Origin of the sequence: Klebsiella africana (assembly GCF_020526085.1) — a bacterium.
In the GTDB taxonomy this organism is placed as follows: Bacteria; Pseudomonadota; Gammaproteobacteria; order Enterobacterales; family Enterobacteriaceae; genus Klebsiella; species Klebsiella africana.
In genome coordinates, this window is record NZ_CP084874.1 from 433,703 (window position 1) to 459,126 (window position 25,424).

44 protein-coding genes are annotated in these 25,424 nt (G+C 52.0%); 38 read left to right on the forward strand and 6 right to left on the reverse strand.

Annotated elements, in window-relative coordinates; translation table 11 throughout:
* The first annotated feature begins 19 nt into the window (after positions 1–19).
* The 3 genes from tuf to bfr all read left to right on the forward strand — a co-directional run bounded on the left by tuf (position 20) and on the right by bfr (position 2,129).
* Positions 20–1,204 carry an elongation factor Tu gene (gene tuf / locus LGL98_RS01995; protein ID WP_004174069.1) on the forward strand — a complete coding sequence of 395 codons (1,185 nt, stop codon included), beginning with the start codon at positions 20–22 and terminating at the stop codon, positions 1,202–1,204.
* A gap of 180 nt (positions 1,205–1,384) precedes the next feature.
* Positions 1,385–1,579, forward strand: coding sequence for a bacterioferritin-associated ferredoxin (gene bfd, locus LGL98_RS02000; protein ID WP_025713648.1), 195 nt, complete (start codon positions 1,385–1,387; stop codon positions 1,577–1,579).
* A gap of 73 nt (positions 1,580–1,652) precedes the next feature.
* Complete coding sequence (gene bfr / locus LGL98_RS02005) at positions 1,653–2,129, forward strand: bacterioferritin (RefSeq protein ID WP_004206792.1); 477 nt, start codon at positions 1,653–1,655, stop codon at positions 2,127–2,129.
* Here the strand turns inward: bfr and LGL98_RS02010 are convergent.
* The gene (locus LGL98_RS02010; protein ID WP_136033074.1) at positions 2,113–2,598 is read right to left on the reverse strand and encodes a prepilin peptidase; all 486 of its coding nucleotides are present in this window, start codon (positions 2,596–2,598) and stop codon (positions 2,113–2,115) included. The genes bfr and LGL98_RS02010 overlap by 17 nt on opposite strands.
* Positions 2,599–2,981: 383 nt before the next feature.
* Between LGL98_RS02010 and rpsJ the strand changes: the two genes are divergently transcribed.
* From rpsJ to LGL98_RS02165, 31 genes are all read left to right on the forward strand, one after another.
* Positions 2,982–3,293 carry a 30S ribosomal protein S10 gene (gene rpsJ, locus LGL98_RS02015; protein WP_001181005.1) on the forward strand — a complete coding sequence of 104 codons (312 nt, stop codon included), beginning with the start codon at positions 2,982–2,984 and terminating at the stop codon, positions 3,291–3,293.
* Between the two features lie 32 nt (positions 3,294–3,325).
* On the forward strand, positions 3,326–3,955 hold the full coding sequence (gene rplC / locus LGL98_RS02020) for a 50S ribosomal protein L3 (RefSeq protein ID WP_002919796.1): 630 nt from the start codon (positions 3,326–3,328) through the stop codon (positions 3,953–3,955).
* A gap of 10 nt (positions 3,956–3,965) precedes the next feature.
* Positions 3,966–4,571, forward strand: coding sequence for a 50S ribosomal protein L4 (gene rplD / locus LGL98_RS02025; RefSeq protein WP_002919794.1), 606 nt, complete (start codon positions 3,966–3,968; stop codon positions 4,569–4,571).
* Positions 4,568–4,870, forward strand: a complete 303-nt coding sequence (gene rplW, locus LGL98_RS02030; protein ID WP_000617546.1) for a 50S ribosomal protein L23 — start codon at positions 4,568–4,570, stop codon at positions 4,868–4,870. Before rplD ends, rplW begins: the two co-directional genes overlap by 4 nt.
* A gap of 17 nt (positions 4,871–4,887) precedes the next feature.
* Positions 4,888–5,709 carry a 50S ribosomal protein L2 gene (gene rplB, locus LGL98_RS02035; RefSeq protein ID WP_002919786.1) on the forward strand — a complete coding sequence of 274 codons (822 nt, stop codon included), beginning with the start codon at positions 4,888–4,890 and terminating at the stop codon, positions 5,707–5,709.
* A 16-nt stretch (positions 5,710–5,725) separates the two neighbouring features.
* The gene (gene rpsS, locus LGL98_RS02040; RefSeq protein ID WP_001138115.1) at positions 5,726–6,004 is read left to right on the forward strand and encodes a 30S ribosomal protein S19; all 279 of its coding nucleotides are present in this window, start codon (positions 5,726–5,728) and stop codon (positions 6,002–6,004) included.
* A 14-nt stretch (positions 6,005–6,018) separates the two neighbouring features.
* Positions 6,019–6,351 (forward strand): 50S ribosomal protein L22, encoded by a 333-nt coding sequence (gene rplV, locus LGL98_RS02045; protein WP_002919773.1) that lies wholly within the window; start codon positions 6,019–6,021, stop codon positions 6,349–6,351.
* 17 nt (positions 6,352–6,368) lie between these two features.
* On the forward strand, positions 6,369–7,067 hold the full coding sequence (gene rpsC, locus LGL98_RS02050) for a 30S ribosomal protein S3 (RefSeq protein ID WP_002919766.1): 699 nt from the start codon (positions 6,369–6,371) through the stop codon (positions 7,065–7,067).
* A 12-nt stretch (positions 7,068–7,079) separates the two neighbouring features.
* A complete protein-coding gene (gene rplP / locus LGL98_RS02055; protein ID WP_002919759.1) occupies positions 7,080–7,490 on the forward strand; it encodes a 50S ribosomal protein L16 in 411 nt (136 codons plus the stop codon).
* Positions 7,490–7,681, forward strand: a complete 192-nt coding sequence (gene rpmC, locus LGL98_RS02060; RefSeq protein ID WP_002919754.1) for a 50S ribosomal protein L29 — start codon at positions 7,490–7,492, stop codon at positions 7,679–7,681. The genes rplP and rpmC overlap by 1 nt, the downstream gene beginning before the upstream one ends.
* Positions 7,681–7,935 (forward strand): 30S ribosomal protein S17, encoded by a 255-nt coding sequence (gene rpsQ, locus LGL98_RS02065; RefSeq protein WP_002919751.1) that lies wholly within the window; start codon positions 7,681–7,683, stop codon positions 7,933–7,935. The genes rpmC and rpsQ overlap by 1 nt, the downstream gene beginning before the upstream one ends.
* A gap of 165 nt (positions 7,936–8,100) precedes the next feature.
* Complete coding sequence (gene rplN / locus LGL98_RS02070) at positions 8,101–8,472, forward strand: 50S ribosomal protein L14 (protein ID WP_002919748.1); 372 nt, start codon at positions 8,101–8,103, stop codon at positions 8,470–8,472.
* A gap of 10 nt (positions 8,473–8,482) precedes the next feature.
* Complete coding sequence (gene rplX, locus LGL98_RS02075) at positions 8,483–8,797, forward strand: 50S ribosomal protein L24 (protein ID WP_000729185.1); 315 nt, start codon at positions 8,483–8,485, stop codon at positions 8,795–8,797.
* A 14-nt stretch (positions 8,798–8,811) separates the two neighbouring features.
* Entirely contained in the window at positions 8,812–9,351 is a 540-nt protein-coding gene (rplE, locus tag LGL98_RS02080) for a 50S ribosomal protein L5 (protein ID WP_001096200.1), read from the forward strand.
* 14 nt (positions 9,352–9,365) lie between these two features.
* Positions 9,366–9,671, forward strand: a complete 306-nt coding sequence (gene rpsN, locus LGL98_RS02085; RefSeq protein WP_002919667.1) for a 30S ribosomal protein S14 — start codon at positions 9,366–9,368, stop codon at positions 9,669–9,671.
* A 33-nt stretch (positions 9,672–9,704) separates the two neighbouring features.
* On the forward strand, positions 9,705–10,097 hold the full coding sequence (rpsH, locus tag LGL98_RS02090) for a 30S ribosomal protein S8 (RefSeq protein WP_002919665.1): 393 nt from the start codon (positions 9,705–9,707) through the stop codon (positions 10,095–10,097).
* Positions 10,098–10,109: 12 nt separating this feature from the next.
* The gene (gene rplF / locus LGL98_RS02095; protein ID WP_002919662.1) at positions 10,110–10,643 is read left to right on the forward strand and encodes a 50S ribosomal protein L6; all 534 of its coding nucleotides are present in this window, start codon (positions 10,110–10,112) and stop codon (positions 10,641–10,643) included.
* A gap of 9 nt (positions 10,644–10,652) precedes the next feature.
* Entirely contained in the window at positions 10,653–11,006 is a 354-nt protein-coding gene (gene rplR / locus LGL98_RS02100) for a 50S ribosomal protein L18 (protein ID WP_000358960.1), read from the forward strand.
* Between the two features lie 14 nt (positions 11,007–11,020).
* Positions 11,021–11,524 carry a 30S ribosomal protein S5 gene (gene rpsE / locus LGL98_RS02105; protein WP_002919545.1) on the forward strand — a complete coding sequence of 168 codons (504 nt, stop codon included), beginning with the start codon at positions 11,021–11,023 and terminating at the stop codon, positions 11,522–11,524.
* 3 nt (positions 11,525–11,527) lie between these two features.
* Complete coding sequence (gene rpmD / locus LGL98_RS02110; protein ID WP_001140434.1) at positions 11,528–11,707, forward strand: 50S ribosomal protein L30; 180 nt, start codon at positions 11,528–11,530, stop codon at positions 11,705–11,707.
* Between the two features lie 3 nt (positions 11,708–11,710).
* Positions 11,711–12,145: a 50S ribosomal protein L15 gene (gene rplO, locus LGL98_RS02115; RefSeq protein ID WP_002919516.1), complete on the forward strand. Its 435-nt coding sequence runs from the start codon at positions 11,711–11,713 to the stop codon at positions 12,143–12,145.
* Between the two features lie 7 nt (positions 12,146–12,152).
* Positions 12,153–13,484 (forward strand): preprotein translocase subunit SecY, encoded by a 1,332-nt coding sequence (gene secY / locus LGL98_RS02120; protein ID WP_002919515.1) that lies wholly within the window; start codon positions 12,153–12,155, stop codon positions 13,482–13,484.
* 33 nt (positions 13,485–13,517) lie between these two features.
* Entirely contained in the window at positions 13,518–13,634 is a 117-nt protein-coding gene (gene rpmJ / locus LGL98_RS02125) for a 50S ribosomal protein L36 (RefSeq protein ID WP_000868187.1), read from the forward strand.
* A 146-nt stretch (positions 13,635–13,780) separates the two neighbouring features.
* A complete protein-coding gene (gene rpsM / locus LGL98_RS02130; RefSeq protein WP_002919259.1) occupies positions 13,781–14,137 on the forward strand; it encodes a 30S ribosomal protein S13 in 357 nt (118 codons plus the stop codon).
* Between the two features lie 16 nt (positions 14,138–14,153).
* Positions 14,154–14,543 (forward strand): 30S ribosomal protein S11, encoded by a 390-nt coding sequence (rpsK, locus tag LGL98_RS02135; protein ID WP_002919257.1) that lies wholly within the window; start codon positions 14,154–14,156, stop codon positions 14,541–14,543.
* A gap of 33 nt (positions 14,544–14,576) precedes the next feature.
* Complete coding sequence (gene rpsD / locus LGL98_RS02140) at positions 14,577–15,197, forward strand: 30S ribosomal protein S4 (RefSeq protein ID WP_002919224.1); 621 nt, start codon at positions 14,577–14,579, stop codon at positions 15,195–15,197.
* Between the two features lie 25 nt (positions 15,198–15,222).
* Positions 15,223–16,212, forward strand: a complete 990-nt coding sequence (locus tag LGL98_RS02145; RefSeq protein ID WP_002919219.1) for a DNA-directed RNA polymerase subunit alpha — start codon at positions 15,223–15,225, stop codon at positions 16,210–16,212.
* Between the two features lie 40 nt (positions 16,213–16,252).
* The gene (rplQ, locus tag LGL98_RS02150) at positions 16,253–16,639 is read left to right on the forward strand and encodes a 50S ribosomal protein L17 (RefSeq protein WP_002919206.1); all 387 of its coding nucleotides are present in this window, start codon (positions 16,253–16,255) and stop codon (positions 16,637–16,639) included.
* Between the two features lie 108 nt (positions 16,640–16,747).
* Positions 16,748–17,116, forward strand: coding sequence for a DnaJ family domain-containing protein (locus LGL98_RS02155; protein WP_136033076.1), 369 nt, complete (start codon positions 16,748–16,750; stop codon positions 17,114–17,116).
* Positions 17,117–17,118: 2 nt separating this feature from the next.
* Positions 17,119–17,544: a Zn(2+)-responsive transcriptional regulator gene (zntR, locus tag LGL98_RS02160; RefSeq protein ID WP_008807053.1), complete on the forward strand. Its 426-nt coding sequence runs from the start codon at positions 17,119–17,121 to the stop codon at positions 17,542–17,544.
* Positions 17,545–17,601: 57 nt separating this feature from the next.
* Positions 17,602–17,880, forward strand: a complete 279-nt coding sequence (locus LGL98_RS02165) for an alternative ribosome-rescue factor A (RefSeq protein ID WP_071993293.1) — start codon at positions 17,602–17,604, stop codon at positions 17,878–17,880.
* On the opposite strand, the gene mscL is transcribed toward LGL98_RS02165, so the two are convergent.
* The 5 genes from mscL to def all read right to left on the reverse strand — a co-directional run bounded on the left by mscL (position 17,816) and on the right by def (position 22,579).
* A complete protein-coding gene (mscL, locus tag LGL98_RS02170) occupies positions 17,816–18,229 on the reverse strand; it encodes a large-conductance mechanosensitive channel protein MscL (RefSeq protein WP_004145325.1) in 414 nt (137 codons plus the stop codon). The two genes, LGL98_RS02165 and mscL, sit on opposite strands and share 65 nt — an antisense overlap.
* 140 nt (positions 18,230–18,369) lie before the next feature.
* The gene (gene trkA / locus LGL98_RS02175) at positions 18,370–19,746 is read right to left on the reverse strand and encodes a Trk system potassium transporter TrkA (protein ID WP_002919153.1); all 1,377 of its coding nucleotides are present in this window, start codon (positions 19,744–19,746) and stop codon (positions 18,370–18,372) included.
* A gap of 13 nt (positions 19,747–19,759) precedes the next feature.
* Positions 19,760–21,055: a 16S rRNA (cytosine(967)-C(5))-methyltransferase RsmB gene (gene rsmB, locus LGL98_RS02180; RefSeq protein ID WP_136033079.1), complete on the reverse strand. Its 1,296-nt coding sequence runs from the start codon at positions 21,053–21,055 to the stop codon at positions 19,760–19,762.
* Between the two features lie 52 nt (positions 21,056–21,107).
* Positions 21,108–22,055 (reverse strand): methionyl-tRNA formyltransferase, encoded by a 948-nt coding sequence (gene fmt, locus LGL98_RS02185; protein ID WP_136033081.1) that lies wholly within the window; start codon positions 22,053–22,055, stop codon positions 21,108–21,110.
* 14 nt (positions 22,056–22,069) lie between these two features.
* Positions 22,070–22,579 carry a peptide deformylase gene (gene def, locus LGL98_RS02190; protein ID WP_136033083.1) on the reverse strand — a complete coding sequence of 170 codons (510 nt, stop codon included), beginning with the start codon at positions 22,577–22,579 and terminating at the stop codon, positions 22,070–22,072.
* A 128-nt stretch (positions 22,580–22,707) separates the two neighbouring features.
* Here def and dprA point away from each other — a divergent pair, with 128 nt between their 5' ends.
* The 4 genes from dprA to tsaC are packed head-to-tail and all read left to right on the forward strand — an operon-like array spanning position 22,708 to position 25,423.
* Complete coding sequence (gene dprA, locus LGL98_RS02195) at positions 22,708–23,832, forward strand: DNA-protecting protein DprA (protein ID WP_136033085.1); 1,125 nt, start codon at positions 22,708–22,710, stop codon at positions 23,830–23,832.
* A complete protein-coding gene (gene smg / locus LGL98_RS02200; protein ID WP_002919137.1) occupies positions 23,804–24,277 on the forward strand; it encodes a DUF494 family protein Smg in 474 nt (157 codons plus the stop codon). Before dprA ends, smg begins: the two co-directional genes overlap by 29 nt.
* Positions 24,278–24,303: 26 nt before the next feature.
* Positions 24,304–24,846 carry a DNA topoisomerase family protein gene (locus LGL98_RS02205; RefSeq protein ID WP_136033087.1) on the forward strand — a complete coding sequence of 181 codons (543 nt, stop codon included), beginning with the start codon at positions 24,304–24,306 and terminating at the stop codon, positions 24,844–24,846.
* A gap of 4 nt (positions 24,847–24,850) precedes the next feature.
* A complete protein-coding gene (gene tsaC, locus LGL98_RS02210; RefSeq protein WP_136033088.1) occupies positions 24,851–25,423 on the forward strand; it encodes an L-threonylcarbamoyladenylate synthase type 1 TsaC in 573 nt (190 codons plus the stop codon).
* The last annotated feature ends 1 nt before the right edge of the window (position 25,424 follow it).

A 25,424-nucleotide genomic window follows, 5' to 3' on the forward strand; every position in this document is an offset into this window, starting at 1 on the left:
TATAGTAAGGAATATAGCCGTGTCTAAAGAAAAATTTGAACGTACAAAACCGCACGTCAACGTTGGTACTATCGGCCACGTTGACCATGGTAAAACTACCCTGACTGCTGCCATCACTACCGTTCTGGCTAAAACCTACGGTGGTTCCGCTCGCGCATTCGACCAGATCGATAACGCGCCGGAAGAAAAAGCTCGTGGTATCACCATCAACACCTCTCACGTTGAATATGACACCCCGACTCGCCACTACGCGCACGTAGACTGCCCGGGCCACGCCGACTATGTTAAAAACATGATCACCGGTGCTGCGCAGATGGACGGCGCGATCCTGGTTGTTGCTGCGACTGACGGCCCGATGCCGCAGACTCGTGAGCACATCCTGCTGGGTCGTCAGGTAGGCGTTCCGTACATCATCGTGTTCCTGAACAAATGCGACATGGTTGATGACGAAGAGCTGCTGGAACTGGTTGAGATGGAAGTTCGTGAACTGCTGTCTCAGTACGATTTCCCGGGCGACGACACTCCGATCGTTCGTGGTTCTGCTCTGAAAGCGCTGGAAGGCGACGCAGAGTGGGAAGCGAAAATCATCGAACTGGCTGGCCACCTGGATACCTATATCCCGGAACCAGAGCGTGCGATTGACAAGCCGTTCCTGCTGCCGATCGAAGACGTATTCTCCATCTCCGGTCGTGGTACCGTTGTTACCGGTCGTGTAGAGCGCGGTATCATCAAAGTAGGTGAAGAAGTTGAAATCGTTGGTATCAAAGAAACCGCGAAAACCACCTGTACTGGCGTTGAAATGTTCCGCAAACTGCTGGACGAAGGCCGTGCTGGTGAGAACGTAGGTGTTCTGCTGCGTGGTATCAAACGTGAAGAAATCGAACGTGGTCAGGTACTGGCTAAGCCGGGCACCATCAACCCGCACACCAAGTTCGAATCTGAAGTGTACATCCTGTCCAAAGACGAAGGCGGCCGTCATACTCCGTTCTTCAAAGGCTACCGTCCGCAGTTCTACTTCCGTACTACTGACGTGACTGGTACCATCGAACTGCCGGAAGGCGTAGAGATGGTAATGCCGGGCGACAACATCAAAATGGTTGTTACCCTGATCCACCCGATCGCGATGGACGATGGTCTGCGTTTCGCAATCCGTGAAGGCGGTCGTACCGTTGGCGCGGGCGTTGTAGCTAAAGTTCTGGGCTAATTCGTTAGCTTTGAATTAAAAAGGGCGCTTCGGCGCCCTTTTTGCTGTCTGTCGTTCAGAGGGTATGGGTATTTAACAGCCTATTCATAACGTGCGCTGCGGCGGAGAATGCGTAAATGGTCTATTGTAATCATAACCATTCTCATTTAATATTTGTGCATAAATTGAACGGGAGTTTCTATGTACGTTTGTTTGTGCAATGGCGTCAGTGATAAAAAAATTCGCCAGGTTGTTCGTCAGTTTCAACCGCAGTCTTTTCAGCAATTACGTAAGTTTATTCCCGTTGGAAATCAATGCGGTAAATGTGTTCGTGCGGCGCGCGAAGTGATGGAAGATGAATTAACCACCATGCCGGAATTCAAAGAAATCGCCTGAAGTCCACGCTTCTCTTTTGACATCGCTATAGGCCGGACTACGCTTCAATGAGTGGAAGCGGAGGGACTATATAATGAAAGGTGATGTCAAAATCATAAGTTATCTCAATAAATTATTGGGAAATGAGCTGGTCGCAATTAATCAGTATTTTCTCCATGCGAGAATGTTCAAAAACTGGGGCCTGATGCGCCTCAACGATATCGAATACCACGAATCCATCGACGAAATGAAGCACGCCGATAAGTATATCGAACGTATTCTTTTTCTCGAAGGTATCCCTAATCTGCAGGATCTCGGCAAGCTTGGCATCGGTGAAGATGTGGAAGAGATGCTGCAGTCGGATCTAAGACTGGAGCTGGAAGGAGCGCAAAATTTGCGCGAGGCGATCGCCTATGCCGACAGCGTTCATGACTACGTTAGCCGCGACATGATGATTGAGATCTTGGCGGATGAAGAAGGCCATATCGACTGGCTGGAAACCGAACTCGATCTGATCGGCAAAATCGGTCTGCAAAATTACCTGCAGTCGCAGATCAAAGTGTCAGATTAGCCAGCGTCTGACACCCGCACCAGAAACCCGCGGCCGCCAGAAATGGCCCAAACGGCAGCGGGTTGCTTCTTCTCCATTTACTGCCCCTGCCGCATCTCGCGTACAAACCTGATACTGCCCACACTGCGCAGGCGAGAAGCGATGCTACCAGTAGCAGCTGCGGCAGCATTCGCCAGCCATGCCAGGCGCCGAGGGCGGCAAGATATTTTATATCTCCATACCCCAACCCTTCATAACCGCGGATCCCGCGGTATAGCCAGTAAAGCGCAGCCAAAGAGAGATAGCCGGCTATTGCTCCCCAGACGGCATCATGCAGCTGGCGCGGCGCCAGACAGAGATAAAAAAGTAAACCACTCCATAGCAGGGGGCAGGTGAAACGATCGGGCAACAGACCGTGGCGTAGGTCCTGGTGGCATAAGGCCACGGTCAGTCCGCTATAGCACAGCAAGAAGGGGAGGGCGGCGAGCATAAGTGACCCCGCAGTGATCGATGAACATTGCGTCACTATGCGCATCATCTCCCGTTCAATACAGAGGGCATTTTCCGGGAATGGATGACACAATCCGCACTCTTTCTCCGCATTACAGCCCTGTACAGCGCGCTATCGCAAAGGCGCGCAAATCCTGGTGATGATTTTCTAAACAGCACTTGCGTCGCGCCAGAATTTGCGTATAATGCGCGGGCCTGTCAAAGTTGACGGCCGGTTCAATATGAACCCTGGTAATCGCAGTTGGGTTATCAAACAATGTCCCCAATCGGGGGACTATGTAAGAACGGTTACACTCTCCCATCAATCGTAATGGGTATGAGGAGTAATCATTTCGTCTATAAAATAATTGGAGCTCTGGTCTCATGCAGAACCAAAGAATCCGTATCCGCCTGAAAGCGTTTGATCATCGTCTGATCGATCAATCAACCGCGGAAATCGTCGAGACTGCTAAGCGCACTGGTGCGCAAGTCCGTGGTCCGATCCCGCTGCCGACCCGCAAAGAGCGCTTTACCGTTCTGATCTCCCCGCACGTCAACAAAGACGCGCGTGACCAGTACGAAATTCGCACTCACAAGCGTCTGGTTGACATCGTTGAGCCAACTGAAAAAACCGTTGATGCTCTGATGCGTCTGGATCTGGCTGCCGGTGTAGACGTGCAGATCAGCCTGGGTTAATCAGGTCATCGAGCGATTGAGAGGTTGAAACAATGATTGGTTTAGTCGGTAAAAAAGTGGGCATGACCCGCATCTTCACTGAAGATGGCGTTTCTATCCCAGTAACCGTAATCGAAGTTGAAGCAAACCGTGTTACTCAGGTTAAAGACCTGGCTAACGATGGCTACCGCGCAATCCAGGTTACCACCGGTGCTAAAAAAGCTAACCGTGTAACCAAGCCGGAAGCGGGTCACTTCGCTAAAGCTGGCGTTGAAGCTGGCCGTGGTCTGTGGGAATTCCGTCTGGCTGACGGCGAAGAATTCACCGTAGGTCAGAACATTAGCGTTGAACTGTTTGCTGACGTTAAAAAAGTTGACGTAACCGGTACCTCTAAAGGTAAAGGTTTTGCTGGTACCGTTAAGCGCTGGAACTTCCGTACCCAGGACGCTACTCACGGTAACTCCTTGTCTCACCGCGTTCCGGGTTCTATCGGTCAGAACCAGACTCCGGGCAAAGTGTTCAAAGGCAAGAAAATGGCAGGTCAGCTGGGTAATGAGCGTGTAACCGTTCAGAGCCTGGACGTAGTACGTGTTGACGCTGAGCGCAACCTGCTGCTGGTTAAAGGTGCTGTCCCGGGTGCGACCGGTAGCGACCTGATCGTTAAACCAGCTGTGAAGGCGTGAGGAGATAGCAATGGAATTAGTATTGAAAGACGCGCAGAGCGCGCTGACTGTTTCCGAAACTACCTTCGGTCGTGATTTCAACGAAGCGCTGGTTCACCAGGTTGTTGTTGCTTATGCAGCTGGTGCGCGTCAGGGCACTCGTGCTCAGAAGACTCGTGCTGAAATCACTGGCTCCGGTAAAAAACCGTGGCGCCAGAAAGGTACCGGCCGTGCGCGTTCTGGTTCTATCAAGAGCCCGATCTGGCGTTCCGGTGGCGTGACCTTCGCTGCTCGTCCGCAGGACCACAGTCAAAAAGTTAACAAGAAGATGTACCGCGGCGCGCTGAAAAGCATTCTGTCCGAGCTGGTACGTCAGGATCGTCTGATCGTTGTCGAGAAGTTCTCTGTTGAAGCGCCGAAAACTAAGCTGCTGGCACAGAAACTGAAAGACATGGCTCTGGAAGATGTGCTGATCATCACCGGTGAGCTGGACGAGAACCTGTTCCTGGCCGCACGTAACCTGCACAAGGTTGACGTACGTGATGCGAACGGTATCGACCCGGTTAGCCTGATCGCCTTCGACAAAGTCGTAATGACTGCTGATGCTGTTAAGCAAGTTGAGGAGATGCTGGCATGATTCGTGAAGAACGTCTGCTGAAGGTGCTGCGCGCACCGCACGTTTCTGAAAAAGCGTCTACTGCGATGGAAAAAACAAACACCATCGTTCTCAAAGTTGCTAAAGACGCGACCAAAGCAGAAATCAAAGCTGCTGTGCAGAAACTGTTTGAAGTCGAAGTCGAAGTCGTTAACACCCTGGTTGTTAAAGGGAAAGTTAAACGTCACGGACAGCGTATCGGTCGTCGTAGCGACTGGAAAAAAGCTTACGTCACCCTGAAAGAAGGCCAGAACCTGGACTTCGTTGGCGGCGCTGAGTAAGTCGGAGGAGTAATACAATGGCAGTTGTTAAATGTAAACCGACATCTCCGGGTCGTCGCCACGTCGTTAAAGTGGTTAACCCAGAGCTGCACAAGGGCAAACCTTTTGCTCCGTTGCTGGAAAAAAACAGCAAATCCGGTGGTCGTAACAACAATGGCCGTATCACCACCCGTCATATCGGTGGTGGCCACAAGCAGGCTTACCGTATTGTTGACTTCAAACGCAACAAAGATGGTATCCCGGCAGTTGTTGAACGTCTTGAGTACGATCCGAACCGCTCCGCGAACATCGCGCTGGTTCTGTACAAAGACGGCGAGCGCCGTTACATCCTGGCCCCGAAAGGCCTGAAAGCTGGCGACCAGATTCAGTCTGGCGTTGATGCTGCAATCAAAGCAGGCAACACCCTGCCGATGCGCAATATCCCGGTTGGTTCTACCGTTCATAACGTAGAAATGAAACCAGGTAAAGGCGGTCAGCTGGCTCGTTCCGCTGGTACTTACGTTCAGATCGTTGCTCGTGACGGTGCTTATGTCACCCTGCGTCTGCGTTCTGGTGAAATGCGTAAAGTCGAAGCAGACTGCCGCGCGACTCTGGGCGAAGTTGGCAATGCTGAGCATATGCTGCGCGTTCTGGGTAAAGCAGGTGCTGCACGCTGGCGTGGTGTTCGTCCTACCGTTCGCGGTACTGCGATGAACCCAGTAGACCACCCACATGGTGGTGGTGAAGGTCGTAACTTTGGTAAGCACCCGGTATCCCCGTGGGGCCTGCAGACCAAAGGTAAGAAGACCCGCAGCAACAAGCGTACTGATAAATTCATCGTACGTCGCCGTAGCAAATAATTTTAGAGGATAAGCCATGCCACGTTCTCTCAAGAAAGGTCCTTTTATTGACCTGCACTTGCTGAAGAAGGTAGAGAAAGCGGTGGAAAGCGGAGACAAGAAGCCCCTGCGCACTTGGTCCCGTCGTTCAACGATCTTTCCTAACATGATCGGTTTGACCATCGCTGTCCATAATGGTCGTCAGCACGTTCCAGTATTTGTTTCCGACGAAATGGTCGGTCACAAACTGGGTGAATTCGCACCGACTCGTACTTATCGCGGCCACGCTGCTGATAAAAAAGCGAAGAAGAAATAAGGTAGGAGGAAGAGATGGAAACTTTAGCTCAACATCGCCATGCTCGTTCTTCTGCTCAGAAGGTTCGCCTTGTTGCTGACCTGATTCGCGGTAAGAAAGTGTCGCAGGCCCTGGATATTCTGACCTACACCAACAAAAAAGCTGCTGTACTGGTCAAGAAGGTACTGGAATCTGCCATTGCTAACGCTGAACACAACGATGGCGCTGACATTGATGATCTGAAAGTTGCGAAAATTTTCGTAGACGAAGGCCCGAGCATGAAGCGCATTATGCCGCGTGCTAAAGGTCGTGCAGATCGCATCCTGAAGCGCACCAGCCACATCACTGTGGTTGTGTCCGATCGCTGAGACTCTGGAGACTAGCAATGGGTCAGAAAGTACATCCTAATGGTATTCGCCTGGGTATTGTCAAACCATGGAACTCTACCTGGTTCGCGAACACCAAAGAATTCGCTGACAACCTGGACAGCGATTTTAAAGTACGTCAGTTCCTGACTAAAGAACTGGCTAAAGCGTCTGTATCTCGCATCGTTATCGAGCGTCCGGCTAAGAGCATCCGTGTGACCATTCACACCGCTCGCCCGGGTATCGTTATCGGTAAGAAAGGCGAAGACGTAGAAAAACTGCGCAAGGTCGTAGCGGATATCGCTGGCGTACCTGCACAGATCAATATCGCCGAAGTTCGTAAACCTGAACTGGACGCAAAACTGGTTGCTGACAGCATCACTTCTCAGCTGGAACGTCGCGTTATGTTCCGTCGTGCGATGAAGCGTGCTGTACAGAACGCAATGCGTCTGGGCGCTAAAGGTATCAAAGTTGAAGTTAGCGGCCGTCTGGGCGGCGCGGAAATCGCACGTACCGAATGGTACCGTGAAGGTCGCGTACCGCTGCACACTCTGCGTGCTGACATCGACTACAACACCTCTGAAGCGCACACCACTTACGGTGTAATCGGCGTTAAGGTATGGATCTTCAAAGGTGAGATCCTGGGTGGTATGGCTGCTGTTGAACAACCGGAACCGGCTGCTCAACCTAAAAAGCAGCAGCGTAAAGGCCGTAAATAAGGAGCGTCGCTGATGTTACAACCAAAGCGTACAAAATTCCGTAAAGTGCACAAAGGCCGCAACCGTGGTCTGGCGCAGGGTACGGATGTTAGCTTCGGCACTTTCGGTCTGAAAGCTGTTGGCCGTGGTCGTCTGACTGCACGTCAGATCGAAGCAGCACGTCGTGCTATGACCCGTGCAGTTAAGCGTCAAGGTAAGATCTGGATCCGTGTATTCCCGGACAAACCGATCACCGAGAAGCCGCTGGAAGTTCGTATGGGTAAAGGTAAAGGTAACGTGGAGTACTGGGTTGCCTTGATTCAGCCGGGTAAAGTCCTGTATGAAATGGACGGTGTACCGGAAGAGCTGGCCCGTGAAGCATTCGGCCTGGCAGCAGCGAAACTGCCGATCAAAACCACCTTTGTAACTAAGACGGTGATGTAATGAAAGCAAAAGAGCTGCGTGAAAAAAGCGTTGAAGAGCTGAACGCTGAGCTGCTGAACCTGCTGCGTGAGCAGTTCAACCTGCGCATGCAGGCTGCAAGTGGCCAGCTGCAACAGACTCATCTGCTGAAGCAAGTGCGTCGTGATGTTGCACGCGTTAAGACTTTACTGACTCAGAAGGCGGGTGCGTAATGACCGATAAAATCCGTACTCTGCAAGGTCGCGTAGTTAGCGACAAAATGGAGAAATCCATTGTTGTTGCTATCGAACGTATGGTGAAACACCCGGTTTACGGTAAATTCATCAAACGTACGACCAAACTGCACGTACATGACGAGAACAACGAATGCGGTATCGGCGACAAGGTTGAAATCCGCGAATGCCGTCCGCTGTCCAAGACTAAGTCCTGGACGCTGGTTCGCGTTGTAGAGAAAGCGGTTCTGTAATAGAGTACGCATTCTCGATACGGATAAACGGCTCAGCGATGAGCCGTTTATTTTTTCTACCCATATCTGGTTTGTGGTGTTATAATGCCGCGCCCTCGATATGGGGCTTTTTAACGACCCTAATTTTCGGGTCTCAGTAGTAGTTGACATTAGCGGAGCACTAAAATGATCCAAGAACAGACTATGCTGAACGTCGCCGACAACTCCGGTGCACGTCGCGTAATGTGTATCAAGGTTCTGGGTGGCTCGCACCGTCGCTACGCAGGCGTAGGCGACATCATCAAGATCACCATCAAAGAAGCAATTCCGCGTGGTAAGGTCAAAAAAGGTGATGTGCTGAAGGCGGTAGTGGTGCGCACCAAGAAGGGTGTTCGTCGCCCGGACGGTTCTGTCATTCGCTTCGATGGTAATGCATGCGTTATTCTGAACAATAACAGCGAGCAGCCTATCGGTACGCGTATTTTTGGGCCGGTAACTCGTGAACTTCGTACCGAGAAGTTCATGAAAATTATCTCTCTGGCACCAGAAGTACTCTAAGGAGCGAATCATGGCAGCGAAAATCCGTCGTGATGACGAAGTTATCGTGTTAACCGGTAAAGATAAAGGTAAGCGCGGTAAAGTTAAGAATGTCCTGTCTTCCGGCAAGGTCATTGTTGAAGGTATCAACCTGGTTAAGAAACACCAGAAGCCGGTTCCGGCTCTGAACCAACCAGGCGGCATCGTTGAAAAAGAAGCTGCAATTCAGGTTTCTAACGTTGCAATCTTCAATGCGGCAACCGGCAAGGCTGACCGTGTAGGCTTTAGATTCGAAGACGGTAAAAAAGTCCGTTTCTTCAAGTCTAACAGCGAAACTATCAAGTAATTTGGAGTAGTACGATGGCGAAACTGCATGATTACTACAAAGACGAAGTAGTTAAGAAACTCATGACTGAGTTTAACTACAATTCTGTCATGCAAGTCCCTCGGGTCGAGAAGATCACCCTGAACATGGGTGTTGGTGAAGCGATCGCTGACAAGAAACTGCTGGATAACGCAGCAGCTGACCTGGCAGCAATCTCCGGTCAAAAACCGCTGATCACCAAAGCACGCAAATCAGTTGCAGGCTTCAAAATCCGTCAGGGCTATCCGATCGGCTGTAAAGTAACTCTGCGTGGCGAACGCATGTGGGAGTTCTTTGAGCGCCTGATCACTATTGCTGTACCGCGTATTCGTGACTTCCGCGGCCTGTCCGCTAAGTCTTTCGACGGTCGTGGCAACTACAGCATGGGTGTCCGTGAGCAGATCATCTTCCCAGAAATCGACTACGATAAAGTCGACCGCGTTCGTGGTTTGGATATTACCATTACCACTACTGCGAAATCTGACGAAGAAGGCCGTGCTCTGCTGGCTGCCTTTGACTTCCCGTTCCGCAAGTAAGGTAGGGTTACTTAATGGCTAAGCAATCAATGAAAGCACGCGAAGTAAAGCGCGTGGCTTTAGCTGATAAATTCTTCGCTAAACGCGCTGAACTGAAAGCTATCATCTCTGATGTGAACGCAACCGACGAAGATCGTTGGAATGCCGTTCTCAAGCTGCAGACTCTGCCGCGTGATTCCAGCCCGTCTCGTCAGCGTAACCGCTGCCGTCAAACAGGTCGTCCGCATGGTTTCCTGCGGAAGTTCGGGTTGAGCCGTATTAAGGTCCGTGAAGCCGCTATGCGCGGTGAAATCCCGGGTCTGAAAAAGGCTAGCTGGTAATTGTCACCAATTGAATCACGGGAGTAAAGACAGATGAGCATGCAAGATCCGATCGCGGATATGCTGACCCGTATCCGTAACGGTCAGGCCGCGAACAAAGCTGCGGTCACCATGCCTTCCTCCAAGCTGAAAGTGGCAATCGCCAACGTGCTGAAGGAAGAAGGTTTTATCGAAGATTTTAAAGTTGAAGGCGACACCAAGCCTGAACTGGAACTTACTCTCAAGTATTTCCAGGGCAAAGCTGTTGTAGAAAGCATTCAGCGTGTCAGCCGCCCAGGTCTGCGCATCTATAAGAAAAAAGATGAGCTGCCGAAAGTTATGGCCGGTCTGGGTATCGCAGTTGTTTCTACCTCTAAAGGTGTTATGACTGATCGTGCAGCGCGCCAGGCTGGTCTTGGTGGCGAAATTATCTGCTACGTAGCCTAATCGGAGGAAAAAATGTCTCGTGTTGCTAAAGCACCGGTCGTTGTTCCTGCCGGCGTTGATGTAAAAATCAACGGTCAGGTTATTACGATCAAAGGTAAAAACGGCGAGCTGACTCGTACTCTCAACGATGCTGTTGAAGTTAAACATGCAGATAATGCACTGACCTTCGGTCCGCGTGATGGTTACGCAGACGGTTGGGCTCAGGCTGGTACCGCGCGTGCCCTGCTGAACTCAATGGTTATCGGTGTTACCGAAGGCTTCACTAAGAAGCTGCAGCTGGTTGGTGTAGGTTATCGTGCAGCGGTCAAAGGGAATGTAGTAAACCTGGCTTTAGGTTTCTCTCACCCGGTTGATCATCAGCTGCCTGCGGGTATCACTGCAGAATGTCCGACTCAGACTGAAATCGTGCTGAAAGGCGCTGATAAGCAGGTGATCGGCCAGGTTGCAGCAGATCTGCGCGCCTACCGTCGTCCTGAGCCTTACAAAGGCAAGGGTGTTCGTTACGCCGACGAAGTCGTGCGTACCAAAGAGGCTAAGAAGAAGTAAGGTAACACTATGGATAAGAAATCTGCTCGTATCCGTCGTGCGACCCGCGCACGCCGCAAGCTCCAGGAGCTGGGCGCAACTCGCCTGGTGGTACATCGTACCCCGCGTCACATTTACGCACAGGTAATTGCACCGAATGGTTCTGAAGTTCTGGTAGCTGCTTCTACTGTAGAAAAAGCTATCGCTGAACAACTGAAGTACACCGGTAACAAAGACGCTGCAGCAGCTGTGGGTAAAGCTGTCGCTGAACGCGCTCTGGAAAAAGGCATCAAAGATGTTTCCTTTGACCGTTCCGGGTTCCAATATCATGGTCGTGTCCAGGCACTGGCAGATGCTGCCCGTGAAGCTGGCCTTCAGTTCTAAGGTAGAGGTGTAAGATGGCTCACATCGAAAAACAAGCTGGCGAACTGCAGGAAAAGCTGATCGCGGTAAACCGCGTATCTAAAACCGTTAAAGGTGGTCGTATTTTCTCCTTCACAGCTCTGACTGTAGTAGGCGATGGTAACGGTCGCGTTGGTTTTGGTTACGGTAAAGCGCGTGAAGTTCCAGCAGCGATCCAGAAAGCGATGGAAAAAGCCCGTCGCAATATGATTAACGTCGCGCTGAACCACGGCACCCTGCAGCACCCGGTTAAGGGTACTCACACGGGTTCTCGTGTATTCATGCAGCCGGCTTCCGAAGGTACCGGTATCATCGCCGGTGGTGCAATGCGCGCCGTTCTGGAAGTCGCTGGGGTTCGTAACGTTCTGGCTAAAGCGTATGGTTCCACTAACCCGATTAACGTGGTTCGTGCAACTATCGACGGTCTGGAAAACATGAAGTCCCCGGATATGGTCGCTGCCAAGCGTGGTAAATCCGTTGAAGAAATTCTGGGGAAATAAACCATGGCAAAGACTATTAAAATTACTCAAACCCGCAGTGCAATCGGTCGTCTGCCGAAACACAAGGCAACGCTGCTTGGCCTGGGTCTGCGTCGTATTGGTCACACCGTAGAGCGCGAGGATACTCCTGCTGTTCGTGGTATGGTCAACGCGGTTTCCTTCATGGTTAAAGTTGAGGAGTAAGAGATGCGTTTAAATACTCTGTCTCCGGCCGAAGGCTCCAAAAAGGCGGGTAAACGCCTGGGTCGTGGTATCGGTTCTGGCCTCGGTAAAACCGGTGGTCGTGGTCACAAAGGTCAGAAATCTCGTTCTGGCGGTGGCGTACGTCGCGGTTTCGAGGGTGGTCAGATGCCTCTGTACCGTCGTCTGCCGAAATTCGGCTTCACTTCTCGTAAAGCGATGATCACTGCAGAGATCCGTCTCTCCGATCTGGCTCACGTAGAAGGCGATGTAGTAGACCTGAACGCGCTGAAAGCGGCTAACATTATCGGTGTCCAGATCGAGTTCGCGAAAGTGATCCTGTCTGGTGAGGTAACTCGCCCGGTAACTGTTCGTGGCCTGCGTGTGACTAAAGGTGCTCGTGCTGCTATCGAAGCTGCTGGCGGTAAAATTGAGGAATAAGTAGCAGATGGCTAAACAACCGGGATTAGATTTTCAAAGTGCCAAAGGTGGCCTTGGCGAACTGAAACGCAGACTTCTGTTTGTGGTAGGTGCGCTGATAGTGTTCCGTATTGGCTCTTTTATTCCGATCCCTGGTATTGATGCCGCTGTACTTGCCAAACTGCTTGAGCAACAGCGAGGCACCATCATTGAAATGTTCAACATGTTCTCTGGTGGTGCTCTCAGCCGTGCTTCTATCTTTGCACTGGGGATTATGCCGTACATTTCGGCATCGATCATCGTGCAGCTGCTGACGGTGGTTTACCAACCGCTGGCGGAACTGAAGAAAGAAGGGGAGTCTGGTCGTCGTAAGATCAGCCAGTACACCCGCTACGGTACTCTGGTGCTGGCGATATTCCAGTCGATCGGTATTGCTACCGGTCTGCCGAATATGCCTGGTATGCAAGGCCTGGTAATTAATCCAGGCTTTGCATTCTATTTCACCGCTGTTGTCAGTCTGGTCACAGGGACTATGTTCCTGATGTGGCTCGGCGAACAGATCACTGAGCGTGGTATCGGTAACGGTATCTCGATCATTATCTTCGCCGGTATCGTTGCGGGACTCCCGCCAGCCATCGCCCATACTATCGAGCAAGCGCGTCAAGGCGACCTGCACTTCCTCCTGTTGCTGTTGGTTGCAGTATTAGTATTTGCAGTGACCTTCTTTGTTGTATTCGTTGAACGTGGTCAACGCCGCATTGTGGTAAACTACGCTAAACGTCAACAGGGTCGTCGTGTCTATGCTGCACAGAGCACACATTTACCGCTGAAAGTGAATATGGCGGGGGTAATCCCGGCAATCTTCGCTTCCAGTATTATACTGTTCCCGGCAACCATCACGTCATGGTTCGGGGGTGGTACTGGTTGGAACTGGCTGACAACAATTTCGCTGTATTTGCAGCCTGGGCAACCGCTTTATGTGTTACTCTATGCGTCTGCAATCATCTTCTTCTGTTTCTTCTACACGGCGTTGGTTTTCAACCCGCGTGAAACAGCAGATAACCTGAAGAAGTCCGGTGCATTTGTACCAGGAATTCGTCCGGGAGAGCAAACGGCGAAGTATATCGATAAAGTGATGACTCGCCTGACTCTAGTTGGTGCGTTGTACATTACTTTTATCTGCCTGATCCCGGAGTTCATGCGTGACGCGATGAAAGTGCCGTTCTACTTCGGTGGGACCTCGCTGCTTATCGTTGTTGTCGTGATTATGGACTTTATGGCTCAAGTGCAAACTCTGATGATGTCCAGTCAGTATGAGTCTGCATTGAAGAAGGCGAACCTGAAAGGCTACGGCCGTTAAAACTGGTCGCCCGAGAAGTTACGGAGAGTAAAAATGAAAGTTCGTGCTTCCGTCAAGAAATTATGCCGTAACTGCAAAATCGTTAAGCGTGATGGTGTCATCCGTGTGATTTGCAGTGCCGAGCCGAAGCATAAACAGCGCCAAGGCTGATTTTTTCGCATATTTTTCTTGCAAAGTTGGATTGAGCTGGCTAGATTAGCCAGCCAATCTTTTGTATGTCTGTACGTTTCCATTTGAGTATCCTGAAAACGGGCTTTTCAGCATGGTGCGTACATATTAAATAGTAGGAGTGCATAGTGGCCCGTATAGCAGGCATTAACATTCCTGATCACAAACATACCGTTATCGCTTTAACCGCTATTTTCGGTATCGGCAAAACCCGTTCTAAAGCCATCTGCGCTGAAACGGGCATCGCTGAAAATGTTAAGATCAGTGAGCTGTCTGAAGAACAAATTGATATTCTGCGTGAAGCAGTAGGTAAATTTGTCGTTGAAGGTGATCTGCGCCGTGAAATCACCCTGAGCATCAAGCGTCTGATGGACCTTGGTTGCTACCGTGGTTTGCGTCATCGTCGTGGTCTCCCGGTTCGCGGTCAGCGTACCAAGACCAACGCACGTACCCGTAAGGGTCCGCGTAAACCGATCAAGAAATAATCGGGGTGATTGAATAATGGCAAAGGCACCAATTCGTGCACGTAAGCGTGTAAGAAAACAAGTCTCTGACGGCGTGGCTCATATCCATGCTTCTTTTAACAACACCATCGTTACCATTACTGATCGTCAGGGTAACGCACTGGGTTGGGCAACAGCCGGTGGTTCCGGTTTCCGTGGTTCTCGCAAATCCACTCCGTTTGCAGCTCAGGTTGCAGCAGAGCGTTGCGCAGAAGCCGTAAAAGAATACGGCATCAAGAATCTGGAAGTTATGGTCAAAGGTCCGGGTCCGGGTCGCGAATCTACCATTCGTGCACTGAACGCCGCTGGTTTCCGCATCACTAATATTACTGATGTGACTCCGATCCCTCATAACGGTTGTCGTCCGCCGAAAAAACGTCGCGTATAACGCTGCGTTTTCCAGGTTAGTTGGAGAAAGAAAATGGCAAGATATTTGGGTCCTAAGCTCAAGCTGAGCCGTCGTGAGGGCACCGACTTATTCCTTAAGTCTGGCGTTCGCGCGATCGATACCAAGTGTAAAATTGAACAAGCTCCTGGCCAGCACGGTGCGCGTAAGCCGCGTCTGTCTGACTATGGTGTGCAGTTGCGTGAAAAGCAAAAAGTTCGCCGTATGTACGGTGTGCTGGAGCGTCAGTTCCGTAACTACTATAAAGAAGCAGCACGTCTGAAAGGCAACACCGGTGAAAACCTGTTGGCTCTGCTGGAAGGTCGTCTGGACAACGTTGTATACCGTATGGGCTTCGGCGCCACTCGTGCTGAAGCACGCCAGCTGGTTAGCCACAAAGCGATTATGGTAAACGGTCGTGTTGTTAACATCGCTTCTTATCAGGTTAAAGCGAATGACGTTGTCAGCATTCGTGAGAAAGCGAAAAAGCAATCTCGCGTGAAAGCCGCTCTGGAGCTGGCTGAGCAGCGTGAAAAGCCAACCTGGCTGGAAGTTGATGCTGGCAAGATGGAAGGTACGTTCAAGCGTCAGCCGGAGCGTTCTGATCTGTCTGCGGACATTAACGAACACCTGATCGTCGAGCTTTACTCCAAGTAAAGCTTAGTACCAAAGAGAGGACACAATGCAGGGTTCTGTGACAGAGTTTCTAAAACCGCGCCTGGTCGATATCGAGCAAGTGAGTTCGACGCACGCCAAGGTGACCCTTGAGCCTTTAGAGCGTGGCTTCGGCCATACTCTGGGTAACGCACTGCGCCGTATTCTGCTCTCATCGATGCCGGGTTGCGCGGTGACCGAGGTTGAGATTGATGGTGTACTGCACGAGTACAGCACCAAAGAAGGCGTTCAGGAAGACATCCTTGAAATCCTGCTCAACCTGAAAGGGCTGGCGGTGAGAGTTCAGGGTAAAGATGAAGTCATCCTTACTTTGAATAAATCTGGCATTGGCCCTGTGACCGCAGCCGACATTACCCACGACGGTGATGTCGAAATCGTCAAGCCGCAGCACGTGATTTGCCACCTGACTGATGAGAACGCTGCTATTAGCATGCGTATCAAAGTTCAGCGCGGTCGCGGTTATGTGCCGGCTTCTGCCCGAATTCATTCGGAAGAAGATGAGCGCCCAATCGGCCGTCTGCTGGTCGACGCCTGCTACAGCCCTGTAGAGCGTATTGCCTACAATGTTGAAGCTGCGCGTGTAGAACAGCGTACCGACCTGGACAAGCTGGTCATCGAAATGGAAACCAACGGCACAATCGATCCTGAAGAGGCGATTCGTCGTGCGGCAACCATCCTGGCTGAACAACTGGAAGCTTTTGTTGACCTACGTGATGTACGTCAGCCAGAAGTGAAAGAAGAGAAACCAGAATTCGATCCGATCCTGCTGCGCCCTGTTGACGATCTGGAATTGACTGTCCGCTCTGCTAACTGCCTCAAGGCAGAAGCTATCCACTATATCGGTGATCTGGTACAGCGTACCGAGGTTGAGTTGCTGAAAACGCCGAACCTGGGTAAAAAATCTCTTACTGAGATTAAAGACGTGCTGGCTTCCCGTGGACTGTCTCTGGGCATGCGCCTGGAAAACTGGCCACCAGCAAGCATTGCTGACGAGTAACCGGATCACAGGTTAAGGTTTTACTGAGAAGGATAAGGTCATGCGCCATCGTAAGAGTGGTCGTCAACTGAACCGCAACAGCAGCCATCGCCAGGCTATGTTCCGTAACATGGCAGGTTCGCTGGTTCGTCATGAAATCATCAAGACGACCCTGCCGAAAGCGAAAGAACTGCGTCGCGTAGTTGAGCCGCTGATTACTCTTGCCAAGACTGATAGCGTTGCTAATCGTCGTCTGGCATTCGCCCGCACTCGTGATAACGAGATCGTGGCAAAACTGTTTAACGAGCTGGGCCCGCGTTTCGCGAGCCGCGCCGGTGGTTACACTCGCATTCTGAAGTGTGGCTTCCGTGCAGGCGACAACGCGCCGATGGCATACATCGAGCTGGTTGATCGTGCTGAGCCGAAAGCAGAAGCTGCTGCAGAGTAATCTGTAGTAACGTAAAAAAACCCGCCCTGGCGGGTTTTTTTATATCTACCACATCCCCACTTCACTACAATATCTGTACTCTTTTTGTTCATTTCCCGGAGCCGTAGTATGTGGTTGCTGGATCAGTGGGCGGAACGCCATATCCTTGATGCCCAAACCAAAGGTGAGTTCGATAATTTACCCGGCAGCGGGGAGCCGCTGATTCTCGATGATGATTCACATGTGCCGGCGGAGTTGCGTGCAGGTTATCGCCTTCTGAAAAATGCAGGATGCCTTCCCCCGGAACTGGAGCAGCGCAAAGAAGCGGTGGTACTGGCAGACTTGCTGAAGGGCATCCGTCAGGACGATCCGCGTCATGCTGAACTCAGCAAACGCCTTGCCTTGCTCGAACTGAAGCTACGTCAGGCAGGTCTGAATACCGACTTTTTACGCGGTGAGTACGCTGATGCGTTGCTGCAAAAAATAAATCAGGAGTAAAAATGTATCGTATTGGTGAACTGGCTAAACTGGCTGACGTGACGCCTGATACCATCCGCTACTATGAAAAGCAGCAGATGATGGATCACGACGTACGCACTGAGGGTGGATTTCGTCTGTACTCTGATAACGATCTTCAACGACTGCGCTTTATTCGCTATGCCCGACAGCTGGGATTCACCCTTGAAGCGATCCGCGAATTATTGTCGATCCGCATCGATCCGGAACACCATACCTGCCAGGAATCGAAAGGGATAGTTCAGGCGCGATTAAGCGAGGTTGAGGCGCGGATCAAAGAGTTACAGACGATGCGTCGTTCTCTGCAGCGGCTTAATGATGCCTGCTGTGGGACTGCGCACAGTAGTGTTTATTGTTCGATCCTTGAGGCCCTTGAACAAGGCGCCAGCAATGGCGGTACGGGACGTTGATTTTTTCATCGTGCGGATCTAGACTCCCGCGGAATTCACACATGCACCGGAGTTAATATGAGTCGCTATCAGCATACTAAAGGGCAAATTAAAGATAACGCCATTGAGGCACTTCTCCACGATCCGTTATTCAGGCAGCGCGTAGAGAAAAACAAGAAAGGGAAAGGAAGCTACCAACGTAAAGATAAACATGCAGGAAGGATTGACCGGGAGGCCAGTGGCAAGCAAGCGAATCGCTTTTTTACCACTGGCCTTCTGCTTTCTGTGCTGATTAAGAACGGTTGTTTTGTTCTTTCAGCAGATCGCGAATTTCGCTCAGCAGGACTTCTTCTTTAGAGGGAGCTGGCGGTGCCGCCGGAGCCTCTTCTTTCTTACGATTTAACTTATTCATCAGTTTAATCGCCATGAAGATGGCAAACGCGACGATGATGAAATCGAAAACGTTCTGAATGAATACCCCATAATGCATCACCACAGCCGGGACATCGCCCTGGGCATCACGTAGCGTGACGGCAAACTGTTTAAAATCGATCCCGCCAATCAACAAGCCGAGTGGCGGCATAATAATATCCGCGACCAATGATGAAACAATTTTACCGAATGCTGCACCGATGATCACACCCACTGCCAAATCGACAACGTTCCCGCGCATCGCGAATTCGCGAAACTCTTTTAAAAAACTCATTTTATTCTCCTTGTGCCAGCTGACGTTGTAAGTTTAACAAATGTATTTTCATTTGCCATTCCCAGTAGATAGTTACCGCAAAATATTAACCTTTGAATAATAAGGGATAATAAAAAGGCGCCTGTTCGGCGCCCTAAGAATTACAGGAAGAAAGGACTTGGCTGGAACAGCCTTTCGACATCGGAAATAAACTTCTTATCGGTCAAAAACATGATCACATGATCGCCCTGCTCGATCCGCAGATTATTATTGGCGATCATCACGTCGTTGCCCCGCACGACGGCGCCGATGATCGTGCCAGGTGGAAGTTTGATCTCATCGATCGAACGTCCGACGACCCGGGAGGTGCTCTCATCGCCGTGCGCGACTGCCTCAATCGCTTCTGCAACGCCGCGGCGTAGGGAGGAGACGCCGACAATATCGGCTTTACGGACATGGCTGAGGAGTGCGGAAATTGTGGCCTGCTGAGGTGATATCGCGATATCGATGACGCTACCCTGGACCAGATCCACGTAGGCTCTGCGCTGGATCAGCACCATCACTTTTTTCGCGCCCATTCGCTTGGCCAGCATCGCCGACATAATATTGGCTTCGTCGTCGTTAGTGACGGCAATAAACAGGTCCACCTGGTCAATATGCTCTTCAGCCAGTAGCTCCTGGTCTGATGCATCACCGTAGAAGACGATTGTATGCTGCAGCTTTTCCGCCAGCTCGGCGGCTCGCTGCTGATTACGTTCGATAAGCTTAACGCTGTAATCTTTCTCCAGCTTATGGGCCAGACCCGCGCCAATATTGCCCCCGCCGACCAGCATAATACGTTTATACGGCTTTTCCAGTCGCTGCAGTTCGCTCATGACCGCGCGAATATGCTGCGAGGCGGCAATAAAGAATACTTCATCGCCGGCTTCCACGATCGTCGAACCCTGCGGGCGAATAGGACGATCGTGGCGGAAAATAGCGGCCACACGCGTATCGATATGTGGCATATGCTCCCGCATGGTGGACAACGCATTTCCCACCAGCGGACCACCATAATAGGCTTTTACCACCGCGAGGCTGACTTTCCCTTCGGCGAAGTTCACGACCTGCAGCGCGCCGGGATATTCGATCAGACGGTGGATATTGTCGATGACCAGCTGTTCCGGAGCGATTAAGTGATCGATGGGCACAGCTTCAGAATTAAAGAGTTTTTCCGCATCACGAACGTAATCCGGCGCACGAATACGCGCAATACGGTTTGGCGTATTGAATAATGAGTAGGCGACCTGGCAGGCCACCATATTCGTTTCATCCGAACTGGTGACCGCTACCAGCATATCGGCATCATCGGCCCCCGCCTCGCGCAGTACGCGAGGGTGTGAGCCATGCCCTTGGACGACACGCAGATCGAACTTATCCTGCAGGCTGCGCAGACGGTCGCCATTGGTATCAACCAGCGTAATATCATTGTTCTCGCCGACGAGGTTTTCCGCCAGCGTGCCGCCGACCTGGCCGGCGCCCAGAATAATAATCTTCATCTGCAGTGATCCATTAGTTCTGACGTTTGATTAGCTTAGCGTAAAAGAAGCCATCACCTTCTTCCGCACCCGGCAGATTTTGCTGCCCCGGGATCGCCGGCGTGCCGGTGGCGTGAAGTTCTGCATCCGGGGTTCGCGCGAGGAAGGCGGCAATTTGCTGGCTATTTTCTTCCGGCAGTATTGAACAGGTAGCATACACCAGCGTGCCGCCAGGCTTCAGGTGCGTCCAGGTGGCATTCAGGATCTCTGCCTGCAGCTGGGCTAACTCGGCGATATCCCGATCCCGGCGCAGCCATTTGATATCCGGATGGCGGCGAATAACACCGGTGGCAGAGCAGGGAGCATCCAGCAGAATACGATCGAACTGCTCATTACCACACCACTGCTCAGGGAAGCGACCATCGCCCTGTTTTACTTCCGCTTTTACACCCAGACGCTTCAGGTTGTCATAGACGCGGGACAGACGCTGTTCATCAATATCCACTGCCATAACCTGAGCCTGGGGGGCGACTTCCAGAATATGCGTCGTCTTGCCGCCCGGTGCTGCGCAGAGATCGAGGATGCGTTCGCCATTTTCCGGTTGCAGGTAGCGCATACAACCCTGAGCCGAGGCATCCTGGACGGTCACCCAGCCTTCGGCAAAGCCTGGTAACGCATGGACTGGGGCTGGGGTGGCCAGGCGTACGGCGTCCGGATAATCAGGGTGGGTGAAGCCCTCTAAACCGGCCTCGTTAAGCAGGGCAAGCCACTCATCCCGGGAATGATAGTTGCGGTTAACGCGCAGCCACATCGGCGGGCGCTGGTTGTTCGCATCGACGATCTCCTGCCACTGCTCCGGCCAGGCCTGCTGCAGGCGTTTCAGCAGCCATTTGGGATGAAGATAGCGGTTTTCATGCTCAGCAAATTCGGCTAACAACGCTTCCTGCTGGCGCTGGAACTGGCGTAGCACGCCGTTGATCAGCCCTTTAAGCTGCGGGCGTTTAATGGCCACCGCGCCTTCTACCGTTTCCGCCAGTGCGGCATGCGGGGGAATACGGGTATAGAGCAACTGATAAAGTCCAACCATGATCAGAAAATGCACGGTGCGCTGTTTGCCGGTCATCGGACGCGCCATCAGCTTGTTGATAAGCCACTCAAGCTGGCTGAGTGTACGCAGTACGCCAAAGCACAGTTCCTGTAACAGCGCTTTGTCTTTATCGCTGACTTTCTGCTGCAGAGGGGGCAAAACGTTGCTCAAAGACTGACCTTGTTCAACAACTTGCTCGATAGCCTGGGCGGCCAGACTGCGTAAATTTATTTTGTTTTTCATAAGCGCAAAAATAAAAATGCCCGGCTAATCCGGGCTTTTAAAGAGATAGCCGTCAGGCGAGACGGGTACCAGGGATGAACCACTCCCGGCGGGAATTGAGTAAGTCCTGCGAGCTCATCGCTTTTTTACCCGCTGGCTGTAATGATTCCAGACTGAGGATCCCATCACCCGTAGCGACCTGAATACCCTGTTTGGTTGCTGCCACTATTGTTCCCGGTTCGGCGTGCGTGGCTTCGGCAATGACCGATGCCCGCCAGACTTTGACTGGTTGCCCGTCAATCTCCAGCCAGCTCATTGGCCACGGATTAAATGCCCGGATGCAACGTTCGAGCTGTGCAGCAGAAAGCGACCAGTCGATGCGGGCTTCTTCTTTACTCAGCTTCTCGGCATAACTGACGAGTGACCCGTCCTGGACTTCAGGTTGTGCCGTCCCGTTTGCCAGTTGCGCTAAGGTTGTCAGCAGTCCCTGTGGGCCGAGATCGGCCAGCTTATCGTACAGGCTGCCGCTGGTATCTTCAGCGGTAATGGGGCAGGAAAGCTTATACAGCATGTCGCCCGTATCAAGACCGACGTCCATCTGCATAATGGTCACGCCAGTTTCACTATCGCCCGCCCACAGCGAACGCTGGATCGGTGCGGCGCCACGCCAGCGCGGCAGTAAGGAACCATGAACGTTGATACAGCCCAGACGCGGCATCTCAAGCACCGCTTTTGGCAGAATCAGACCATACGCCACCACTACCATGATATCGGCGCCCAGATCGGCGACGAGCTGTTGGTTTTCCTGCGGCCGAAGAGACGAGGGCTGAAATACGGGAACGTCATGGGCTTCAGCCAGCACTTTTACTGGGCTCGGCATCAATTTCTTGCCGCGACCTGCGGGACGATCTGGCTGAGTAAATACGCCAACGATCTGATGTTCAGACGACAACAGCGCGTCAAGATGACGCGCTGCAAAATCAGGGGTGCCGGCGAAAATGATGCGTAGTGATTGTGACACGGTATTCCTTGTTATCAGGCACGGGAACGTAAACGATCCAGTTTCTCAACTTTCTGACGAATGCGCTGTTGTTTAAGCGGTGACAGATAATCAATAAACAGTTTGCCGACCAGATGATCCATCTCATGCTGGATACAGATAGCCAGCAGGCCATCGGCCTCCAGTTCAAATGGCTTACCGTCGCGATCCAGCGCACGGATTTTCACTTTTTCCGCACGCGGTACCAGGGCGCGCTGTTCCGGAATAGACAGGCAGCCTTCTTCGATGCCGGTTTCGCCATCTTTTTCCAGTAGCTCCGGGTTGATTAACACCAGCTGCTCATCACGATTTTCCGACACATCAATAACGATTATGCGCTGATGGATATCGACCTGGGTCGCGGCCAGACCAATGCCCTCCTCAGCGTACATGGTGTCGAACATATCATCGACGATACGCTGAATTTCCGCATTCACTTCTTTGACCGGCTCGGCGACTTTGCGAAGGCGCTCGTCCGGAATATGTAACACTTGCAAAACTGCCATAAAGTTCCAGAGTCGTATTCAGGAGTTGATAAGATTATTAGCTCTATTCTAGACAAAACACCCTGCAATTGACAGTCTCCCTGTCCAATCACAAAGATTGTCGATACCGCTTATGGCAGGGGGTAAGGATGACGCCCGACGAGATTTGGCTGCGGCTGATGAAGGTTAGTAGCTTGTATGGCGACAGGATGCTGAAGATCGCGCAGCGCTTATGCGCAGCCGCCAGCGTTGATCGTGAAGCGCTGCATGCCGTCGGGATGACCGCGGCGCAGGCAACGTTATTTTTTCGGCTTGACGGGCGTGAGCTTGACGAGACGCGACGCTGGCTGGAGCACCCTGAACATCATCTGTTACGGGCCGACGACCCGCACTATCCGTTGCGGTTAAGAGTTATCGCGGATTACCCTGGTGCGCTATTGGTCAGTGGCGATCCCGCTTTGCTTCACAGCGCGCAGCTTGCCGTCATTGGCAGTCGTTTGCATTCCTGGTATGGCGCTCGTTGGGGGAAGCTGTTCAGCGAAACGTTGGCGCGAAAAGGGATCACTATCACCAGTGGGCTGGCGTTAGGCATTGACGGGGTTGCGCACCGCGGCGCGCTGACGGCAGAGGGCAAAACCATCGCGGTACTGGGCAACGGGCTGAGTCAGGTTTATCCCCGGCGCCATGCAACCCTCGCCCGGCAGATCATCGACAATGGCGGTACGCTGGTGTCTGAATTTCCACTTGTTACGCCGCCGCTTCCCGCGCATTTCCCCAGACGCAACCGGATTATCAGCGGCTTAAGCCTGGGCGTGTTGGTGATTGAGGCGGCATTGCGAAGCGGATCGCTGGTCACCGTCCGTTGTGCTCTGGAGCAGGGAAGGGACGTGTTTGCCCTGCCTGGGCCGATAGGCAATCCGGGATCGGAAGGGCCACATTGGTTAATTAAGCAAGGCGCTGTGCCGGTGACCTCGCCAGAAGATATCGTGGAATACTGGCATAACGAGCTGGCCGGGCTAACTGATACGTCTGATTCGATAAATAATTGCGCCGATCAGCCGTCTGTAGCATTGCCATTTCCAGAGCTCCTGGCTAACGTAGGAGATGAGGTAACACCTGTTGACGTTGTCGCTGAACGTGCCGGCCAATCTGTGCCAGTAACCGTAGCTCAGCTACTTGAACTGGAGTTAGCAGGCTGGATCGCAGCTGTACCCGGCGGCTATGTCCGATTAAGGAGGGCAAGCCATGTTCGACGTACTCATGTATTTGTTTGAAACTTACATCCATAGCGAAGCAGAAATGCGCGTGGATCAGGACAAACTGACGCGGGATCTTACCGACGCAGGTTTTGAGCGGGAAGATATCTATAACGCGTTAATGTGGCTCGAGAAACTGGCTGATTATCAGGAAGGTCTCGTTGAACCCATGCAGCTCGCTTCCGACCCGCTGTCGCTTCGGGTATATACCGAAGAGGAGTGCCAGCGTCTGGATGCCAGTTGCCGGGGATTTTTACTCTTCCTCGAGCAGATTCAGGTGTTGAACCTCGAAACGCGAGAAATGGTGATAGAGCGCGTACTGGCGCTGGATACGGCAGAATTTGAGCTGGAAGACCTGAAATGGGTCATCCTGATGGTACTGTTCAATATTCCGGGCTGTGAAAACGCCTATCAGCAAATGGAAGAATTACTCTTCGAAGTAAATGAAGGTATGCTGCATTAATCTTTTTGCAGCAACATCGAGTTGTTATGACCAAATCAGCACTGTTTTCGGTGCGTAAAAATGAGCCCTGCCCGCAGTGCGGGGCTGAACTGGTGATCCGTTCCGGGAAACATGGCCCGTTTCTCGGCTGTTCGCATTATCCGGACTGTGATTATATCCGTCCCCTGAAAAGTCAGGCTGATGGGCATATCGTTAAGGTGCTGGAGGGGCAAGAGTGCCCATCGTGTGGTGCGGTTATGGTGTTACGCCAGGGGCGCTTTGGGATGTTCATTGGCTGTAGCCGCTATCCCGAATGTGAACATACCGAGCTGATTGATAAACCCGATGAGACCGCTATCGCCTGCCCGCAGTGCGGACAGGGTCATCTGGTCCAGCGTCGCTCTCGTTTCGGTAAAACCTTTCATTCCTGCGATCGCTATCCTGATTGCCAGTTCGTTATCAATTTTAAACCAGTGGCGGGCGAATGCCCCGAATGCCATTACCCGCTGTTAATTGAAAAGAAGACGGCGCAGGGGCTCAGACGCTTCTGTGCCAGTAAACAATGTGGAAAGCCGGTCCCGGCGGAATAAATCAGTGAACAATAACCTGCCCTCAGAAACCATCGCCCATGCCGTGGCGGTCCTGAAAAATGAACATGTCATCGCCTATCCAACAGAAGCCGTTTTTGGCGTCGGCTGCGACCCAGACAGCGAAACGGCCGTCATGCGCCTGCTGGAACTCAAGCAGCGCCCTGTTGATAAGGGATTGATCCTTATCGCCGCCAGCTTTGAGCAGTTGAAGCCTTATATTGATGATTCGCAATTAAGTGCTGCGCAGCGGGACGCTATCTTCTCCTGCTGGCCAGGACCGGTGACGTTTGTATTCCCTGCCCGTCCTGAAACGCCGCGCTGGCTGACCGGTCGTTTTGATTCGCTGGCTGTACGCGTGACCAACCATCCTTTGGTGATTGAATTGTGCGAAGCCTACGGGAAACCGCTGGTTTCAACGAGCGCGAATCTTACAGGGCAACCACCGTGCCGTACCACCTCAGAGGTCCATGCTCAGTTTGGTGACAGCTTTCCGGTCGTGGATGGCGCTACGGGGGGACGGCAAAATCCATCTGAAATCCGTGATGCCCTGACGGGTGAATTGTTCCGCCAGGGGTAAA